Below are 15,290 nucleotides of genomic sequence, written 5' to 3' on the forward strand. Positions count from 1 at the left end.
CAATGTGCGGCTATCGCCTTATGGCAATCCCGACGTCGGGCCTTGGCCGGCCGGTTCCGGATATGGCAGATCCCAGCGCATTGCGGGAACGGGCGTGCCGTTGCGGCTTCGCAAGCCGTGGTCTGCCACAAGTGTCAGCGGGCCAGCATGCGGCATGTCACCAGTCAGGAACAATCCGGCTGAAAGCGTTGCCGCATTCACGACAAGATCAGTTTCCAATGCCTGCCCTGTGACGTCAGTGATCGACAGATGATTGGCCAGATGCGCGGCATCAATATCAGCGGGCAGAAACAATGTGATCGGGGCACCAAGTGCAAATTCAGATGCATCAGGCAAATCAGGTTCCGCCCAATGCAGGGGCTGGCGTTGCAGGTCAATATCCTGGTCGACGAACCGCAACCCGTCTGTTGCGCTGACGCGCAATCTTGGTGCAGGACCGTCAGGCAATGCGGCCAAATCAATCCGGACCGGCGATCGGGTTTGTTGCAGGTGCACCGGCGTCCACGGGGCGGCACCTGTCGGACTATAGGCAATGTCAACACTGCTGGTGGCGGCCCCGCGAACCTGCCATTCCAAGGTGCCCGACGGGGCAAGTGTCACATCCAGCTCCAACAGGCCATCGGTTTGCGGCGCGAACGCGGCAATCACGTCCGGGCCGTCATGTATTTCTATGCTGGCCGCATCAGGGTCGACGGGCAGGCTGAATGCGAAATCCGCCCATGTCAGCGGGTTCATCGGATTATCCAGATGCATCAGTCGCCGCATCGCCGGATTTTGCGGCTGCCCACGCAGTGCAACGGGATCAAACCGCGCTTCGGACAGGATACGACCGGCATCATCCAGCAAAACCGCAGCAAACCTGCCGGTTTCCGACTGCACGGGCGGCGCGTTGCGCAAGCGGACAGGATTCAGCAGCATGGGGCCGTCATCAGGTGCCATCCAACCGCTGACCGCCAGACTTCGGGCGGGCGGATTGCGTGCATCAGTGGCCATTTCATTGGGGCTTTCGGCCCAACGGGTCGCGCGCGGCAGGCTGGCATCCAGAAGATCACGCATACCCGGCCGCATACCTTGCCAGATATCGGCCTGCACAGTGCGGTATTCCGCCATATGCATGGAACTGGCCGCAGATGGCAACACACTTGGCCACATCAGCGTGACAAGCGTATCTTCATCCTGCGCGTTTCCTTCGGTCGCCGATTTATTCCAGCCATCCACCCCTGAAGGTGCAATACGATACGCTTCTATATTCGCCTTGAAGTCACTGGCCGCGCCCACCTGACTGGAATCACCCGGCAGATGCGGCAACCCGAAGGCATGGCCAAATTCATGCACCAGCCCAGCCGCAAGTTCATCAGCGCTATGGGTCGCATCCATGAACATCATGACAGCCCGCGCACGGTAATTGTTGAAAACCCCCTTGAATAGCGTCCTTTCCGCCGCCGAAAGTGCGCGGCCCAAAGTCGCCTCTCCCAGAAATCCGGGGGGGGCAATGATGGCAAGCATATCATCCGGACCCAGTTGTTCCCCCAGTTGCTGCTGGACCCAGCGCGCGAACGCCGCTGCCAGAACAGTGTTGGGTATCGATTCCGAGGCGTGCTCCGGCGCATCACCACGCTGGTATGTCCGGAACACCTCCCATCGGCCGGGGGTGGCAGACTCCGCACCATCGGCAAGCCGTTGCCGAACAGCATGTTCCACAGCGGCGTCAAAACGCCCGATTTCACGCATGGCCAGCGCCCCGCCATATGCCGCCAGCATTGCAGGATCGCGCAACAGGGCCTCAAGGAAATGCGCATAACTCAGACTATGCCGGATGTATTTTGTCCTGACCCCGCGATGCGGCAGATATTGCGGAACATAGGTGCCGGCCATGTTGATCGTGTTCAGCATAAGAATGCGCTTGTCATCGGGAATACCGTCAAGCCAGTCCCCAATGCGCAAAACAGCGTAAACAATCGATAACTGGCCAGGGTCTACGTCCCATACCTGATAGGGGTGTTCGGCATTGTATCGCGCTTGCTCCAGCGGGTCGGGATAGGGGTTGGCGGGTTCAACACGCAACTGCATGATGCCTGAATCCGGCCCCGGCCGCCAACCAAACGCGTTGATCGTATGGCGCGCATGGCGGCGATCCTCATCAGAAAAAACCTCATCATCGTCATGCCTCCAGACGCGCAAACGCTTGCCGCGCGGCGCGCGCCCGAACTGCCCTACGATGCGGGGGTGATGCTCGGAATAGTCCAGCTGCATCATAAAACTGTCAGGCTGCATGTCCGCCGCAACATCCTCATGCGGCTGCCAGGTGACATAGGCGCGCGTCAATGTTGGTTTGTTCCGTGTCAGTGCCGCATCGCGCACAACCTGAAACATGTGCAAACGCACCGCCGTCTCATCCTCCGGGGCTTGGGCGGTCAGGTCCAGCATGGTCGTGAAGGACCAGCTGTAATCCTCCTCCAGCATGGCCCCGTCTGGTGTCAGCACGCCGGTTCCGCCGCTCTCAATGCGGGCGCGATACATAGTGCCGGAATACAGCGGTTCATTCGGTGTGAAACGATAGCGCGACGCCCCGTCCCGGTCCCAGGCGCCATCAATCGCAAGCGCGGCACCATCGGGGGCATAGGTATAAAGGGAAAACGCCCGCGTCAGGGTCGGCAATAACACTGGTTCACTGAAAGTAACCGTCAGCCCGGGTTGTTCGAAATTCACATTCTCCCGGTCCGGGTCGGGGCGGACGGCGTCAACGCGAAACGGCGGTTCGCAGGCGAAGGGGTCATTATCCCAGCGTTCACGCGCGACAATGCACAGTCGCACATTGGCCCGCCCGACAGGGCGCGCGGACAATAAAACGGACTGGTCACATGGCGCGATGGCCTGCCACGGCGGTTCTGATGCCTGCAGGCAACTGACCGCGCTTGTGCGCAATGTTATCGCCAGTTCCCCGCCGGTCCGGTCAATACGGGCGAACCCGTCTTCATTCATCAGCAGGCCACCATCGGTCCCCAACGAGTACACAGACCGCCCCTGCGGTGTCAGGTAATTCAACCCGTGAGAGGCAAGCGCTGTCGGCGCGGTCATGGGCAGGCCTAGCTGCGAAAACCGTATATGCGAAACCTCGTCTTCGGGGGGGCCGCCAAGTGTCTTGAAAATGACCGGCCCATCTTCGCCGGGAACTTCAAGAAACGCGTCGATACTGTTGCCAATGATATGGGCGCGCCCCTCTCCCTCCAGTCGGGTTGTCCAGCTGCCGTCAGACTCAAGACGCCACACAACGGGAACCGGACCGTTCCCACGGCTGCGCGCACGTTGCGGTGTTGGTGCGGGCTGGTCAAATTCAAAACGCTCGCGGTCCTGCGCGCTGGCAGGGGCTGCCATGCCGGTGATGGCCAGCATGACGCCAAACAGAACCTGCATCGCGGCACGCGCGACGCTGTCAGAACGGATCGCCATCATCAAGCAATTCCGACTGGCCTGTGACATTGAACATCCGGCAATCCCCGTCAATCGGGGTGAAGCCTTCGACGCGGCACAGCGTGCCCGACACCTCAAGTTCTATTTCTGGGCGGGCGTCTTCCAGTGTAATGCTGCGTATGACCGCCAGCGCCTCTCCTGCGCCTTCGTCGCTGGTGTAGAATACACGCGGCAGGCCGCTTGTCCCCTCAAGCGCGAACATGACCTCGGCGGGCAGGGGCGTATTCTCGGGAATGTCGCCATGCGCCCAGATATTGATCGACATCACATCCTGATACAGGAAATTCTCGGACTCGGGCGAATGACCCTGAACCCGCAGACGTAGGGTGCCATCCTGCGCCTGCGCAAAACTTGCCGTGCCCTGCCCGCCGCTACGCGTGATGGTCAGCCACTCAAACGCATCTGTGCCGACTGTGCCCGCCATGCGGCCCAGCACCTCGACCTCGACCGGGCCACCTGTCGGGGCAGATGTGTCGGCCCCATCGCTGGCAGCCGCGAAATCCAGCACAGCCGCCTTGCAGACCATATCGCCACCTTCCAGAACCGGAACGTAGTCCAGATCATCAACCTGATGCAGGCAGAACCGGCTGCTGGCGAACTGTCCGCGCACGGTCTGGCTGTCATCGTCCAGCGCAAGCACGACATCGAACTCCTCGGCGCTGTCCATATCCGCCAACCAAATGCTGGAAGGGTCCATCTGGCCATCCGGCCAGTCCTCGATCAGGACGAACTCCGCCTCGAACAACATATCGGCGGTGAATTCTGACAGGTCCAGATCGCCATCACTGTCAAATGACAGGCCAATCATAACCCCCTCCAGCCCCGATGTCCCTTCGCCGATGGCGATCAGGTCCATCTCCAGCTCGGTGAACCCGCGCCCTGAATAATGCCGGACGAAGAAGCCCTGCTCCTCCGGCTCGGGCGTTCCAAGTGGATGATCGAACGGCACGCCATCAATATTGCCGGCAATCTGGCCCGTCTGGGCCTGTGCGGTAACGGGCAGGACCAAAGCCGCGCCGAATGCAAGCGTCATGGCGCAGGCCAGTGATATGTCGCGCATAAAGGACCTCATATTTCGGGAACGAAGGATGCAAACTGAACCGTAATTCGGGGGCAGACGGGTTCCCCCATGACGCGGGCTTCGAATGGTTCCCAATGCCCCTGATCATCCGCATGATAGACGAACAGGCAGGCCTGTCCGGTGGCACTGCCTTCGATATCAAGCCCGCCATCGGTGACATTCAGCGCCGTGATGTCAACGTCAACCGGATTGAACATCGTGGAGTATTGCAACGCGGGCACCGTTGCAGTGCTGGGCCAGACTTCGACAAATACAAGCTGTGCATCCGCGACCTCGGCACTGGCAAGATCGGCAATCGTGGCGTCGGGCGGCAGATCAAACAACATATCAATCTGCAGGAAACCGTTCCCGCGCAGCCGCCCCGCCGGTGCGGGTGCCGCGGATGGAAGCGCATTCAAACGGATCGTGGCACCTGTGCCCCAATCATCGCTGTCCAGCACGACCGAAGCCCCCATCATGTCCCGTTCACTATGATCGCCGCGCGCGATCACGCGCCACTCGGCCGTCATTGTGCCACGCGCGTCCGCGATCTGGCCCGTAATCTGGCCAAGTGTCTGCGTCGGACCGCCTTGCCCCAAAACGGGTGCGGCCCCCGCGGCGACCACCAACGCCGCACCCGCAAAACGGGGCAGGATGCGGCATCGTCGTGAAACTGTTCCTGCATGCTTCATGGTGTCCGCCCTTTTTGGATCATGCAAACCACGTCCCAGCGTGCTTACAGCCAGCCAAAGTGGCACACACCGTTCAAACAGAGGGGGGAACAAGAACTCAATCCGCGCGAAAGTGCGCAGGGGCATGACACAAAGCAATGGTTACGGTGCGGCAGTCAGATCAGGCATTGTCATAATGTGCACGATACCACGCCACGAACCGCGCAACACCTTCTCGCATATCTGTTTGCGGTGCGTATCCGGTCAGGTTGTGCAGCAATGTTGCATCCGCCCATGTCGCTGGCACATCACCTTGTTGCATGTCCATGTAATTGCGGATGGCGGGCTTTCCGGTCGCCGCCTCGATTGCGTCGATGAATTCCTCCAGTCGTACCTTGGTGGAGTTGCCGATATTCACGACCCGCCAAGGGGCCACCGGCGACAGGCTGTCATCCGCGACCTGCGCGCCACGGCCCGGAACAACATCCATCAGCAACCGGATGCCACGCACCAAATCATCGATATAGGTGAAGTCCCGCCACATCTGCCCGTGATTATAGACGTCAATCGCCTCTCCTGCCAGGATCGCCTTGGTGAACTTGAACAATGCCATATCGGGCCGCCCCCATGGCCCATACACCGTAAAGAACCGGAACATTGTAATAGGAAGGTTGTGAATATGCGCCCATGAATGTGCCATCGCTTCATTCGCTTTTTTGGTCGCCGCATAAAAGGACATCTGGGTGTCGGCCTTATGGTGCTCGGCGTAGGGCATATCCGTGTTCGCGCCATAGACGGAACTGGTCGAGGCCATCAGCAAATGCGCGGGTTTCACCGCAAGCGCAGCTTCCATCAAGTTGAAGGTGCCGATAATATTGGCCTCAACATATGCGCGGGGATTATCGATCGAATACCGCACCCCTGCCTGCGCCGCCAGATGTATGATGACATCGGGGCGTGCCGCAGCAACCGCCTGCGACACCGCACCCGCATCTTCCAGCAGCGCCTCGGTCGCTGTAAACCGTGCATGCTGGCCCAACATGTCATGGCGACGCTGTTTCAGGGCCACATCGTAATAATCGGTCATACCGTCATAACCCGCGACATCCCACCCTTCCTGCAACAGCAGTTCGGCCAGATGGAACCCGATGAAGCCCGCCGTTCCGGTGATAAACGCTCTCATGTGGGTAACCCTGTGTTTGGACGGAAATTCGCACACTGCGGCAAGCGCGCTGGTGGTTTACCAAACCGCAACCAGATGCGGTTATTCATCCTGTTGCGCAACATGTTCCACGACTCCCGCGCGCAGTTCCACTTGACCGAGGACGCAATGCCCGATCTGTCCATGCCGACACTCAATGCCCGACCGTCCGTTCGCGGAGGTCGTTCCGAATACTGGCCCGGCGGGGGGGCCGCGCTTTTGACCGTCATGTTGTTCATGCCGACAATTCAGACAGGATTGGCCGCACTTCTGTTCCTGTCCGCGCTTGTTGCCTTGAAGGAAATCGTGTGGAACTTTCTGATCCTTGATCTGGAAGACCATCAGATAGGCAACACCACCCTTGGCGCAATGTCCGCCTTTTGCATGATCTATCTGGCTGCCGTTCCAGTCCTTGCCCCATAAGCTAGCGCCCGACCCCGACATAGCCCGAAAAGCCGGCGGCAGTTGCGTCCGCCTTGTCGTAAATATTGCGCAAATCGGCAAGGTTCGGCGTGGCCATTGCGGCGGCAAGGCGCTTCAGGTCCAGCGCGCGGAATTCATTCCATTCGGTCAGGATCAACAAGCAATCCGCCCCGTCGGCTGCAGCATAGGGGTCCGTTTCCCAATGCACCCCGGGCAGCAGCGCCTCGCCTTCTCGTTTGCCATGCGGGTCCACCACGCGCACGCGGGCGCCACCGCCCACCAGCGCAGGAACAACAGTCAGGGACGGCGCATCGCGCATATCGTCGGTTCCCGGCTTGAAGGTGACGCCCAGCACTGCAACCGTCTTGCCATTGACCGACCCACCGCACAAATCCAGCACCTTGTCGATCATCCGCCGCTTGGTCATCTCATTCACCGTTATGACAGTCTCGGTGATACGCTGCGGCGCGCCATGTTCCTGCCCGATCCGCGCCAGCGCGCTGGTATCCTTGGGAAAGCACGACCCGCCATAGCCCGGCCCCGCATGCAGGAACTTGTTGCCAATCCGCCCGTCCAGCCCAATGCCCTTGGCCACCGATTTGACATCCGCGCCCACGCGTTCGCACAGCGCTGCAATCTCGTTGATGAAGCTGATCTTGGTCGCCAGAAACGCATTTGCCGCGTATTTGATCATTTCAGCGGATTCCAGATCGGTATAGACAATCGGGAAATCGCGCAAAAACAGCGGCCGGTAAATGTCGCCCATGACCCCCTTCGCGCGGTCGCTCTCAATGCCCACGACCACACGGTCAGGCTTCATGAAATCATCGATTGCCGCCCCTTCACGCAGGAATTCCGGATTCGATGCCACGTCAAATTCCGCCTGCGGATTTGCCGCCCGTATGGCCGCATCGACCTTTCGGTTGGTGCCCACAGGCACTGTGGATTTCGTCACGACAACAGTATAGCCGGTCAGTGCCCGCGCTATTTCCGACGCGGCTTCCATCACATAGGTCAGATCGGCATGCCCGTCACCGCGCCGCGTGGGCGTGCCGACAGCTATGAACACCGCATCCGCCCCGTCAACCGCCGCAGCCAGATCGGTAGAGAATGTCAGCCGACCGGCAGCGACATTGCGCGCCATCACCGCATCAAGGCCCGGCTCGTAAATCGGCACCTCGCCGCGTTCCAACTGCGCGATCTTCGCGTCCATCTTGTCGACGCAAACGACATCATGCCCGAAATCCGAAAAACACACACCGGAAACAAGCCCGACATATCCTGTGCCAATCATCGCTATCTTCATTGTTCAGAAACCATCCTGTTTGATACACACGGGCGTTCATATCGGCCTTAATATCGTGTAAGGCACGGGAACACACGGCATAATCGATCGGCCCGAATTCAGAAAGTGTCCTCTGTTGCCTTGGGCATGGTCAGAACCAGTGCCGGTATACTTGTGGCACCTCCATGATCAGGCCCTTAAACCCTCAGCTTGCGCGCCGATCCGCTTTGTCCCGAAGCCGCTGATAAATCGATGCAATCGCGACGGCTTTCGCTGACCATGTGAAATCGTTCAATGCACGCGCACGTCCCGCATCAGATAGCGCCTCAAGGCTTTCGGGGGCGGCCGCTATTCCCTCAAGCCGGTCGCGCAATGCACCCACGAGTTGTGGACGCGGTGCAATCGGGATCTTGTGGCCGGTATCTTCGGTCACCAACTCACCCGGACCGCCATAATCAACAACCAGCGGCACAGTCCCAAGCGCCATGGCTTCCAGCACAACGCCGCCGCCAAATTCCCGTATCGACGGAAAGGCCAGAATATGCGCACGGCCAAGGATGCCCGCGACATCCTTATGCGCGACCCAGCCATGGAAAGTGACAGCACGCTCCACGCCCAGCGCGGTCGCCTGCGCACGCAACTGCGCCATCATCGGACCGTCGCCCACAATATCAAGGACCAACCGCCCCTGCGCCAGCAGCGGGGCCGCCGCGTCCAGCAGCATGTCCGGCCCCTTATAGGGCACAAGCCTGCCTACGAAACACGCCCGCAACGGGGCCGCCGGATCGCGCTGTGGCGCAGTGCCGAAGCGGTCAGGGTGGATCGCGTTCTCTGGCATCCAGACGACCTTGCCCTGCATATCGGCGGGGAATTCACTCGCGGTGTGGTGCGACCCCGCAAGTATTGCCGAACAGGCGTTCAACATGCGCCGCCGCCCCGGTGCTATTTTATAGGCATCGCGCACATATGACAGCCATTCCTTTTCCTTGCGGCGTGCGGCGTCAAACGCGCGCGGCCAAGGCACGCCACCGTTCAGCGGCCCCAGCACGAAGGGCACGCCCGATGCAGCACATTTTGCGGCGATGGGGCTGACAATTGTGGGGGAAAGCGGTGTAATCCGGTGCACAATGTCAAATGCACCTGCCCGTATTTCCGCCCCGAAACGGCGCCAGACAAGTCGCTCAAAATAAGGATAGGACAGCGCACCCAATGCCATTCTGGACGTCCATCCCAGCCGCAATGCGTTGCCTATGGCAAAAACCGGCCGTTCCAGCGCTTCGCTGTCGATGACCGTGAAATCCTGCCCTTCCACAAGGCCAGCCCGCAAGATCGCGTCACGATTGCGCACTTGCGTGACAAGATGCACATCTGCCACCTCGCGCAGGGCCTGCGCCAGCGACCAGCCGACAAGGGGAACACTGACCCATTCGGGATTTGCGGCCTCTGCCAGAACCAAAACACGCGGCTTGGATTGCACCCGCCCCCTCCGAATACCCGTTACATACAGCATCAGTAGTCGAAACCCGACCTTGTGTCGAGGCGGGGGCATTCATCAAATGCCCAATGCCGCACCCTGTTTGCGTGCCCAGCCGAAGGGAAGGCTGCGCGCAAAAACATCAGGCCGCGACAGGTGCAGCGCGCAGGTCGGTCAGGATATCTGCGGCCATCTGGAATGACCGCACCCGCGCAGTCTGGTCGTGAATCATGCCGGTGACCATCAGTTCATCGGGCTGAAAGGTGTCAATGATGTCGCGCAACTGGTTTTGCACCGATTTTGCGGACCCTGTGGCGGAACATGACAGGGCGTGGCGCACCTGTGCCAGAACAGCGGGCGGAACCTCTGTGCCAATATCATGGGTCGGGTATGGCAATTTACCCGGCCGCCCGGTCCGCAGCCGCGCGAATGCAAGCAGTTGCGACGATCGCAAATAAGCGGCCTCGGAATCGGTATCCGCGACACAAACACCTGCGGCCATCATCACATAGGGGCGGTCCAGATGCGCTGATGGCTGAAATGTGCTGCGATAAACCGTCAGCGCCTGTTCCAGCATATCGGGCGCGAAATGCGATGCAAAGGCATAGGGCAGACCCAGATAGGCCGCCAACTGCGCGCCATACAGGCTGGACCCCAGTATCCAGACCGGAACATGCGTTCCTGTTCCGGGGATGGCACGCACAGGGGCCGCATCCACGCCGTCGCTGAAATAGCCGATCAGTTCCTGCACATCCTGCGGAAAGCTGTCGTCGGGGGCCATGTGGCGGCGCAGGGCGCGCGCGGTGGCCATATCCGTGCCCGGCGCGCGCCCCAGACCCAGATCGATCCGGTCGGGGTAAAGTGTGGCCAGCGTCCCGAACTGTTCGGCAATGACAAGCGGCGCGTGGTTTGGCAGCATGATGCCGCCTGCGCCGATCCGCATGCGGCGTGTCGCAGCCGCCACATGCCCGATCACCACAGCCGTTGCGGCACTGGCAATACCGGGCATGTTATGATGCTCGGCCAGCCAGAACCGGTGATACCCGGCCCCTTCGGCGGCGCGCGCCAGATCAACGCTGCCCGCCAGCGCATCTGCGGCGGTTTGGCCTTCGGGGACGGGTGACAGATCAAGAAGTGAAAAATTTTGCATGGCAGCCTCCGTTCAGGGACAGCTAAGCATCCCGCGCGATGCTGCCAAGTGCATCATCGTAAATCACCCTATTGGCCGTGACCGGCACCATTGCCCGCTAACTGACTGTCCAACGTATCAAAGGCCTTCTGGAACACGTTATCATGCACATTCGGTATCAGCGCCAGATCATCTTGCGGGCTTGCCGTCCAGTCCGCAGTCCACACGGCGAAGGTATGGTCGCGGTCGGTCAGCGGATATAGCTGTGCACCGGCGTGGTAGTTCATCCACGGCATGGGACTTTTCAAAATCCGGTAGCGAAACGCGTGGTCCTGATCGGACAGAAACGTAAGCTGTTCGTGCAGCTGCCCGTCACCGAATATGAAATCCCGTACGCCCGACACCTTGTCGGACCGCACATTGTCAATCATGTCCATCTGCGGGATATCTTCGTGCCAGTGCTTCATACCCGCAAAATCGCGCATCCTGTCCCAAACCAAAGGCAGTGGCGCACGGATCACGCTGGAGGTGAAGACCTTGGCGGGGCGCAGCCCCTGCCAGCGCACTTCCCCCGTGGCGGGTGCCGGTTCGCGCGCAATGAATTCCGCCAACGCCTTCAGCCCTGCGGCGAATACATCCCTTGAGATAAGCGCGCTGTATATCCCGCTATCTTTCGCATCCTCGTCAAAGCTCGCGTGCCAGCGCAGGAATGTCCGGTCGCCATTGGTGACGGGTATCAGTTCCAAAGTGGCCAGATACTGCGCCACAGGAAAGGCAGGCGTTTCAAAGTTATAGCGCATCCGGTAGCGGCTGTCGTCCAGTTCCAGCAGCCGTTCGCGCACGAAACTGCCATCAGCCAGATGAAAGGCACGGATGCAGCCAACAGTGTCGGCGTCGCGCCCGTCCTCGATCACGCTGTCGCGCACGCCGGGGTTCCAGCGTGGCAACCCGTTGAAATCACGCGCGACGGCCCAGACACTCTCGACCGGCGCATCGATTATGGTTGTTGCAAGGGCGTGGGCCATGATCTTCTCCTTAGAAGGTAAGCGCCTTGAACGCGCGGGTGGTGTCGCATAACGCGGATTCTGTCGGCAGCCGTTCCATGGAACTGGCCCCGTAGAACCCGTGGCACAGTCTGGTTTGCTGCAAAACGTATGCTGCATCCTGCGGCGTGGCAATCGGACCGCCATGGCAGATAATCAGAATATCAGACCGCACGCGCAGCGCGGCTTCCGCCCATTGGTCGATATCGCGCACGCAATCATCCAGCGTGCGCACGGTTTCCGCGCCGATGGTCCCGCCCGATGTCAGGCCCATATGCATCACCAGAATATCGGCGCCCGCATTGGCCATGGCCACAGCTTCATCTGCGGAAAACACATAGGGCGTGGTCAGCAGGTCGCGGTCATGGGCCATACGGATCATGTCGACTTCCAGCGAATAACTCATGCCGGTTTCTTCCAGATTTTGCCGGAACACCCCATCAATCAGCCCGACTGTGGGGAAATTCTGGACACCGGCAAAGCCCAGCGCCTTCAGCCGGTCCAGATGCTGGTCCATCATCACAAACGGGTCAGTGCCGTTCACCCCCGCAAGAACCGGCGTTTCATGCACCACCGGCAGCACCTCGCGCGCCATGTCCAGCACGATTTCATTGGCATTGCCATAAGCCAGCAACCCCGCCAGCGACCCGCGCCCTGCCATGCGGTAGCGCCCCGAATTATAGATCACGATCAGGTCGATCCCGCCGCTTTCTTCACTTTTGGCCGACAGCCCCGTGCCCGCCCCACCACCAATAATCGGAATGCGCCGCTTGGCCATATCCTGAAACTTGCGCATCAGCGCGCGGCGGTCGCGGTGGTCGTTCTTGGTCTGGGTCATGGGAGTATCCTGAATAATTCAGCGGCCATTGCAGCGGCAAAGGCCGGATCGTTGATATGCTGGGGCAGTTCGATCAAACGGCGGTTCGCGCCGGATTTGAATGTGTCGCGGATTGTGGTGAACAGCGCGTCATCGGCTGCGGGGTCATGAAAGGGCATGCCCGGCGCGTCCACCGCTGAAACCCCGCCCAGCGGCAGAAACAACGTGACCGGCCCGTCGCAGCGGTTCAGGCGTTCGGTCAGAAAGCGCGCGATCTGCACATTTTCCGCAGGCGTGGTGCGCATCAGCGTAATCTGCGGGTTATGCACCAGCAACTGACGTCCGGCGAAGCGGTCCGGCACTGTTTCACGGCCTGCGAAATTAACCATATCGACAGCGCCCACCGACCCGACCCATGGAAGACCCGTGCGCGCAACAACGCCATAGCGATCAGATGAACACGGCATGACGCCGCCCACAACATGGTCGGCAATTTCCGTCGCGGTGACATCCAGCAGCCCCGCAACAAACCCTGATTCCGCCAGTTTCTCCATCGACGCGCCACCTGTTCCGGTGGCATGAAACACATAGGGGTCCAGCCTGCCCGCAAGTTCCTTGCGCAGATGGTCGACGCAGGTTGTGGTGACGCCAAACATTGTCACGCCCACGCCGGGCAAATCCCCCGCAGCGTCAGGGATTGTGTTTTGCGCCATGCCGGCGGCGGCATGGGCGGCGTTGCCGATCACGCGGCGGCTGATTGCGTTCAGGCCCGCCACATCGGTCACGGAATGCACCATGCCCAGATCAGTGGCCCCCACATATTGCGCAACCTGCCCCGATGCCACGGTCGAGACCATCAGCTTGGGCACGCCCACAGGCAGCGCCCGCATGGCCTGCGTGACCAAGGCCGTATTGCCGGACCCGCCCAAGCCCAGGACGGCGCCGATATCGTCGCGCGACAGCAGCCAATGCGTCAGCGCTTCGGCCATACGCGTGACGGCCAGCCCGCGATCATCAGACCCAAGCACGGCATCCGCGCCATCGGGGTGACATGCGGCAATTTCAGCGGCGGACACATCCGCGGCCCCGGATAGGCCGCGTGTGCTGACATCGACCAGCACGGCCGCAGCGCCAGCAGCCCAGATCCTGTCACAGGCAAAAGCCAGTTCGGCCTGTTTGGTGTCGCAAGTCCCGATGACATAGACGCGCCTAATGCCCATGGCTGACCCCCAGATACCGGTTTTGCATGTCGCGGTCGCTGGCCAGTTCCGCAGAACCGACCGTTGCCGCAATCCGGCCCGTCACCATGATCGAGACATTCTCGGACACGGATGTCGCCACGCGCAGGTTTTGTTCAATAAGCAGCAGCCCCATGCCTTCGGCGGCGATGGTCTGCAACACTTCGATCAGATGATCGACAATCACCGGCGCAAGTCCTTCGGACGGCTCGTCCATGATCACAAGGCGCGGGTTCATCAACAGGGCGCGGGAAATGGCAAGCATCTGTTGCTCGCCGCCCGAAAGCTGGTTGCCGCCATTCCGGCGCCGTTCGGCAAGTCGCGGAAACGTGTCATAGACACGCTCGATGGTCCAGGGCGGGTTGCCACGCTGGGCAACCAGCAGCAGGTGTTCATGCACCGACAGCGACGGAAACATGCGCCGCCCTTGCGGAACAAGGGCAATACCTTTTCGCGCAACACGGCCCGTGCCAAGGCCAATGATTTCCTGCCCGTCAAGCAATGCGCTGCCGGTTGCGGGCACCATTCCCATAAGGGCAGAGCACATGGTCGTCTTGCCCATTCCGTTGCGCCCGACCACCGATAACGGTTTATCAGCAACACTCAGGTTGATGCCCTGCAGGATCGTGGCCCTTCCGAAGCGCACATACAGGTCGTGTATATCCAGTTGGCCCGCCATCAATGCCCTTCCCCCAGATAGATCGCCTGAACAACCGGATCATCAGCAACCTTGTCGGGCGTTGAATCCACGACAATCTCTCCGTCTTTCATGACTGTGACCTTCTCGGAATTTGCCAGCGCCACATCCATGTCATGCTCGATCAACACCAAAGTCAGATCGCGCGGCAGGTCGGCCATAAGCTTGACCAGTTCGGGCCGCTCGGCAGCGGACAGGCCAGCGGCAGGTTCATCCAGCATCAGCAATCTGGGAACACAGGCCAGCGCCATGCCGATTTCCACCTGCCTGCGCTGGCCATGTGACACTTCATCAATGCGCGTGTCCAGAATGTGGTCCACCCGCACCTGTTCGGCCAATGCCTGCACGCGCACAAGATCCGCATGCCCCGGCCCTGCCTTGATCAGGGAAAACCTGCCGGATTTGGCGGCCCGCACAGCAAGATACAGGTTTTCACGCACAGAAAGCCCGTTGAACAACGTAGAGCTTTGGTAAGTGCGCCCGATCCCCATGCGTGCCCGACGATAGGGTTTAAGCTGCGAGATGTCGGAACCGAAATAGGTGATCGTGCCAGAAGTTGGCGGAAAATCACCGCAGATTGTGTTGAACAAGGTTGTCTTTCCGGCCCCGTTCGGACCAAGGATTGCCCTGCGTTCGCCCGCCTGAATGGTCAGGGTCACATTGCTTACTGCGTGCAACGCGCCGAACCGGCGGCCAACACCGGCCAGCTTCAGGGCGGGCAGATCAGGTTCTGGTGAATGTGACGGCGTCATCATATGTCCTGTGTTGGAAACGCCCGCCC

Annotated in this window: 13 protein-coding genes; 1 reads left to right on the top strand and 12 read right to left on the bottom strand. The window is 60.4% G+C overall.

The window, feature by feature from the left end:
* Window positions 1–18: 18 nt before the first annotated feature.
* From ACTIE1_RS03125 to ACTIE1_RS03140, 4 genes are all read right to left on the bottom strand, one after another.
* Window positions 19–3,453: an Ig-like domain-containing protein gene (locus ACTIE1_RS03125; protein ID WP_439561629.1), complete on the bottom strand. Its 3,435-nt coding sequence runs from the start codon at window positions 3,451–3,453 to the stop codon at window positions 19–21.
* The gene (locus ACTIE1_RS03130) at window positions 3,434–4,531 is read right to left on the bottom strand and encodes a hypothetical protein (RefSeq protein ID WP_439561630.1); all 1,098 of its coding nucleotides are present in this window, start codon (window positions 4,529–4,531) and stop codon (window positions 3,434–3,436) included. Before ACTIE1_RS03130 ends, ACTIE1_RS03125 begins: the two co-directional genes overlap by 20 nt.
* An 8-nt stretch (window positions 4,532–4,539) precedes the next feature.
* Window positions 4,540–5,223: a hypothetical protein gene (locus ACTIE1_RS03135; RefSeq protein ID WP_439561631.1), complete on the bottom strand. Its 684-nt coding sequence runs from the start codon at window positions 5,221–5,223 to the stop codon at window positions 4,540–4,542.
* Between the two features lie 160 nt (window positions 5,224–5,383).
* Window positions 5,384–6,385, bottom strand: a complete 1,002-nt coding sequence (locus ACTIE1_RS03140) for an SDR family NAD(P)-dependent oxidoreductase (RefSeq protein ID WP_439561632.1) — start codon at window positions 6,383–6,385, stop codon at window positions 5,384–5,386.
* A 75-nt stretch (window positions 6,386–6,460) separates the two neighbouring features.
* Between ACTIE1_RS03140 and ACTIE1_RS03145 the strand changes: the two genes are divergently transcribed.
* Window positions 6,461–6,826, top strand: a complete 366-nt coding sequence (locus tag ACTIE1_RS03145; protein WP_439563253.1) for a hypothetical protein — start codon at window positions 6,461–6,463, stop codon at window positions 6,824–6,826.
* 1 nt (window position 6,827) lies between these two features.
* On the opposite strand, the gene ACTIE1_RS03150 is transcribed toward ACTIE1_RS03145, so the two are convergent.
* The 8 genes from ACTIE1_RS03150 to ACTIE1_RS03185 form a co-directional block, all read right to left on the bottom strand.
* Entirely contained in the window at window positions 6,828–8,132 is a 1,305-nt protein-coding gene (locus ACTIE1_RS03150; RefSeq protein ID WP_439561634.1) for a UDP-glucose dehydrogenase family protein, read from the bottom strand.
* A gap of 184 nt (window positions 8,133–8,316) precedes the next feature.
* Entirely contained in the window at window positions 8,317–9,621 is a 1,305-nt protein-coding gene (locus ACTIE1_RS03155; protein ID WP_439561882.1) for a glycosyltransferase family 4 protein, read from the bottom strand.
* Between the two features lie 106 nt (window positions 9,622–9,727).
* Window positions 9,728–10,735, bottom strand: a complete 1,008-nt coding sequence (locus tag ACTIE1_RS03160) for an LLM class flavin-dependent oxidoreductase (protein WP_439563254.1) — start codon at window positions 10,733–10,735, stop codon at window positions 9,728–9,730.
* Between the two features lie 68 nt (window positions 10,736–10,803).
* Window positions 10,804–11,739: an SRPBCC family protein gene (locus ACTIE1_RS03165; RefSeq protein ID WP_439561636.1), complete on the bottom strand. Its 936-nt coding sequence runs from the start codon at window positions 11,737–11,739 to the stop codon at window positions 10,804–10,806.
* 10 nt (window positions 11,740–11,749) lie between these two features.
* A complete protein-coding gene (locus ACTIE1_RS03170; protein WP_439561637.1) occupies window positions 11,750–12,595 on the bottom strand; it encodes a phosphoenolpyruvate hydrolase family protein in 846 nt (281 codons plus the stop codon).
* Window positions 12,592–13,794: a Tm-1-like ATP-binding domain-containing protein gene (locus tag ACTIE1_RS03175; RefSeq protein ID WP_439561638.1), complete on the bottom strand. Its 1,203-nt coding sequence runs from the start codon at window positions 13,792–13,794 to the stop codon at window positions 12,592–12,594. Before ACTIE1_RS03175 ends, ACTIE1_RS03170 begins: the two co-directional genes overlap by 4 nt.
* Window positions 13,784–14,491 carry an ABC transporter ATP-binding protein gene (locus ACTIE1_RS03180; protein ID WP_439561639.1) on the bottom strand — a complete coding sequence of 236 codons (708 nt, stop codon included), beginning with the start codon at window positions 14,489–14,491 and terminating at the stop codon, window positions 13,784–13,786. Before ACTIE1_RS03180 ends, ACTIE1_RS03175 begins: the two co-directional genes overlap by 11 nt.
* Window positions 14,491–15,261 carry an ABC transporter ATP-binding protein gene (locus ACTIE1_RS03185; protein ID WP_439561640.1) on the bottom strand — a complete coding sequence of 257 codons (771 nt, stop codon included), beginning with the start codon at window positions 15,259–15,261 and terminating at the stop codon, window positions 14,491–14,493. Before ACTIE1_RS03185 ends, ACTIE1_RS03180 begins: the two co-directional genes overlap by 1 nt.
* Between the last annotated feature and the right edge of the window lie 29 nt (window positions 15,262–15,290).

The sequence above is a fragment of the Roseinatronobacter sp. genome (genome assembly GCF_051859525.1).
Taxonomy (GTDB): Bacteria; Pseudomonadota; Alphaproteobacteria; order Rhodobacterales; family Rhodobacteraceae; genus Roseinatronobacter.